This window comes from Microbacterium sp. Bi128, from assembly GCF_918698205.1.
Window position 1 is genome coordinate 1 of the sequence record NZ_CAKKMM010000459.1, and the last position, 3557, is coordinate 3557.

The 3557-nt window shown below is 67.9% G+C and carries 5 protein-coding genes; 3 read left to right on the forward strand and 2 right to left on the reverse strand.

From position 1 onward, the window contains the following. Positions 1 to 528 (reverse strand): SDR family NAD(P)-dependent oxidoreductase (locus LQV45_RS20970; RefSeq protein ID WP_230008668.1); only part of this gene is annotated, 528 nt, incomplete at its 3' end. A gap of 221 nt (positions 529 to 749) precedes the next feature. Between LQV45_RS20970 and LQV45_RS20975 the strand changes: the two genes are divergently transcribed. Both LQV45_RS20975 and LQV45_RS20980 read left to right on the forward strand, forming a co-directional pair. Beyond that, positions 750 to 1250 carry a DUF6328 family protein gene (locus tag LQV45_RS20975; protein WP_230008669.1) on the forward strand — a complete coding sequence of 167 codons (501 nt, stop codon included), beginning with the start codon at positions 750 to 752 and terminating at the stop codon, positions 1248 to 1250. Then, positions 1247 to 1954 (forward strand): DUF6766 family protein, encoded by a 708-nt coding sequence (locus tag LQV45_RS20980; protein WP_374208264.1) that lies wholly within the window; start codon positions 1247 to 1249, stop codon positions 1952 to 1954. Before LQV45_RS20975 ends, LQV45_RS20980 begins: the two co-directional genes overlap by 4 nt. A 37-nt stretch (positions 1955 to 1991) precedes the next feature. On the opposite strand, the gene LQV45_RS20985 is transcribed toward LQV45_RS20980, so the two are convergent. After that, positions 1992 to 3116, reverse strand: coding sequence for a glycerate kinase (locus LQV45_RS20985; RefSeq protein WP_230008670.1), 1125 nt, complete (start codon positions 3114 to 3116; stop codon positions 1992 to 1994). A 141-nt stretch (positions 3117 to 3257) separates the two neighbouring features. Between LQV45_RS20985 and LQV45_RS20990 the strand changes: the two genes are divergently transcribed. Then, positions 3258 to 3557 (forward strand): phosphoglycerate mutase family protein (locus LQV45_RS20990; protein ID WP_230008671.1); only part of this gene is annotated, 300 nt, incomplete at its 3' end.

Here is a 3557-nt window from a genome sequence, read left to right on the forward strand (position 1 = left end):
GGAGTACAGATTGGTTTTGAAAACGCGATCAAACTCTTCGGTGGGCAGTGATTCGAAGCTCTCGCGGTTCTTCTGGTAGGCCGCATTGAGCACCAGGACGTCGAGGCGCCCGAATTCGGCCAGCGTCGCCTTCACGATGTCCGCCGCGAAGTCCTCGCTGCGGCCGTCGCCGGGGAGCAGCAGGGCCTTGCGGCCGGCCTTTCGGATCCACTCGGCGGTGTCCTGCGCGTCGTCTTCTTCCTCCGGCAGGTAGGAGATGGCGACGTCGGCCCCCTCCCGGGCGAAGGCGATCGCCACCGCCCTGCCGATTCCGGAGTCGCCGCCCGTGATCAGGGCAGCCTTGCCGCTCAGGGCACCGCTGCCGCGGTAGCTTTCCTCGCCGTGGTCCGGCTTGGGCTCCATGGGCGCGGTGAGGCCGGGCTGCTTCTGGACCTGTTCCGGGAACGGGCCGGAATGGTAGCCGGCGCGCGGATCGCGCGGCTGGTCGGGCTGCTTGGGCTGGTCCTGCCGTTCGCTTGAGTCGCTCATAATCCGCCTAACTACGTGTCGGTTTCCAGGGATGTTCATCGGTCCCGTGTGGCCGGGGCCCGCTGAATCCATCCCGGCGAAGTAATCAGTTTCTACCTAACCACAATATCGTCAGCAAGCTTAGTACCAACTTGTTTTTGGCAACTCTCAAGCCTAGGTTGAGGGTGGGGCCGCGTGCTGCGTCGGGTTCCCTTGGTTTCAGGATTTGCGGAGGAGTACCGATGACTGGCCCAGTAGCGCCGAAGAACGACGGCAGGGACGAGTCCCTTGCCGAGCGGATGGACCGCAACTGGGTCGAACTGCTGCAGGAATTGCGCGTACTTCAGACCGGCGTCCAGATTCTCGCCGGCTTTCTCCTGACGCTGCCGTTCCAGTCGCGCTTCGAGCCGCTCGATGACTACCAGACCCGCCTGTATCTCGCCAACGTCGTCCTGGCCGCCCTGACCACGGCCACGATCCTGCTGCCCGTGAGCGTGCACCGCCGGCTGTTCCGGCAAGGGCTGAAGCAGGCCCTCGTGAGCAGCGCGGACATCATCGTCAGGTTTTCGTTGACCGGGGTGGGGCTGCTGAGCGTGGGCACCACCTCACTCATCTTCGATGTCACCGTAGGCCGGACGGCGGGCGTGATCGCCGGCGTCGGGCTGCTCGCCGTGCTGGTGCTGCTGCTGGTACTTGTCCCTGCCTGGATCCGTCGACGGGCCCGCAAAGAGGAGTCGCTATGACAGACGTTTCACATGAGCGCCACACCGCGGGCGCGGGAACCATGGGCAAGTGGGTCAAGGAACATGGACTGCTTCTGGCCAATATCGGGCTGTTCGTCGTGTTTTTCGTCGGCATGGTCCTGAGCGGGGCAAGCACCTACAGCGACGAGCAGCAGGCCCACGGCGAACCTGCCGTGACCGTCCTGCAGTACCTTGGCACCGGGAACTTCCTGGAGGCGACTTTCGAGAACTGGGAGTCGGAATTCCTGCAGATGGGCATGTACGTCATCCTCACCGTCTTCCTGTTCCAGAAGGGGTCCTCCGAGTCCAAGCCGCTGGGCCGGACCGCCCCGCAGGACGAGGACCCCCGGCAGGCAAAGCTCAAGGAGTCCACGCCGTGGCCCGTGCGGCGCGGCGGCTGGGTCCTCAAGCTCTACGAACACTCACTTTCGCTCATGTTCCTCCTGCTGTTCCTGGCGTCGATCGCCCTGCACGCGGTTGGCGGCGCGGAGGACTACAACAGTGACCAGCAGGCGCACGGCCAGCCCACCGTGACGGTGCTGGGCTATCTGGCGACGAGCCGATTCTGGTTCGAGTCCTTCCAGAACTGGCAAAGCGAGTTCCTCGCCGTGGCGGTCCTGGTGGGCGCCTCGGTATACCTGCGCGAGAAGGGCTCCCCCGAGTCCAAACCCGTGGCCGAACCGCACTACGAGACCGGCGCCTAGACGGCAGGCCGGCCGGCACGGGCGTCAGGAAGGCGCGTCAGGCGCCTTCGAGGACCTGGCTGGTGACCCAGGTAAGGTACTTTGCGGCGTTTGCTACTGCGTCCTGGGGGCTGCCGGCGACGTCCAGCAGCTGCGCCGCGGCCACCACGCCGTGGCGGGCAAGATCCTCCGGGGTGACGAGGATCCGGCCGGCCACCACGACCACCGGAATGCCGAGGGCCTGGGCGGCATCGGCGAGGGCGATCGGCGCCTTGCCTGTCAGCGATTGGCTGTCCATGGAGCCTTCCCCGGTGATGACCAAATCAGCCACCGCGAGTTTCGCGTCCAGCCCGGTGAGGCCGGCCACCAGCTCGAAGCCGCCTTCCAGGGCGGCCGTGCTGAAGGCCAGGAACGACGCCGGGAACCCGCCGGCCGCCCCGGCGCCGGGCACGTTGACGTCCCGGCCGGTACTCTGGCGCAGGACCGAAGCCCAGTTGCGCAGGCCGGCGTCGAGCAGTTCCACCGCATCGGCGTCGGCGCCTTTTTGCGGTCCGAACACGTGTGCCGCGCCGTCACTGCCGAACAGCGGGTTTTGGACGTCGACGGCGATCCGGAACTTCACCCCGGCCAGCCGCGGGTCGAGGCCGCTGACGTCCACGGACGCGACGTCGGCAAGCGACCCTCCGCCGAGCGGCACCACGTTGCCGGCGGCGTCCAACGGCTTGAGTCCGAGGGCGCGGAGGGCCCCGCTGCCGCCGTCGCTCATGGCCGAACCGCCCACGCCCAGCACGATTTCCGTGGCACCGGCGTCCAGTGCGGCGGCGATCAGCTGGCCGCAGCCGTAGCTGTGGGCGCGCAGCGCGTTGGCCGGTGTGGGCTCCATGTGCGCCAGCCCTGAGGCCTGCGCCGTTTCAATCACCGCGGTGGCCCCGCCGAAAGCATCCGCCCGGATGGCCCACGCGGCACCGATCGGGGCCAGGATCGGGCCGACGACCGCGTTGAGCCGTTCCTCATAGCCGGCCGCGACGGCCGCCTCGAGGGTCCCTTCGCCGCCGTCGGCCACCGGAAACTGGATGGCGTCGGCCTCGGGGTAGACGCGCAGGGCGCCTTCGGCAATGGCCGCGGCGGCTTCGACGGCGGTGAGGGAGCCCTTGAACTTGTCCGGGGCGATGAGGATGCGCATGGCTCTATCCTGCCAGCCCGGCGGCCCCGGATGTTGCTCGCCCCGGTGCAGGGACAAATCCGCACCCCCGGGAGTAACCTGTCTGCCACACATATTCCAGCCCGGGCCCGCCCGGCAGAGGACGACGTTGGAAAGCAACGGATGGGGGGAACGGTGAGCCACTACGGACACGGCGTTCCGGGCGTGAGCGAGTTACTGCTCGTGCGGCACGGTGAAAGCCAGGGCAACGTTGCCGCCACGCTGGCTCAGCAGGCCGGCGCGCATGTCATCGACGTCCCGGCCCGGGATGCGGATATCGGATTGTCGGACACGGGACGGGAGCAGTCGCTGGCCCTGGGCAGGCTCCTCGCCGGCTACCCGGACGGCCGGCGCACGCCAGTCTGGTCCTCGCCCTACCTGCGCGCACGCCAGACCGCGGAACTCGCCGTCCAGACCGGCGGC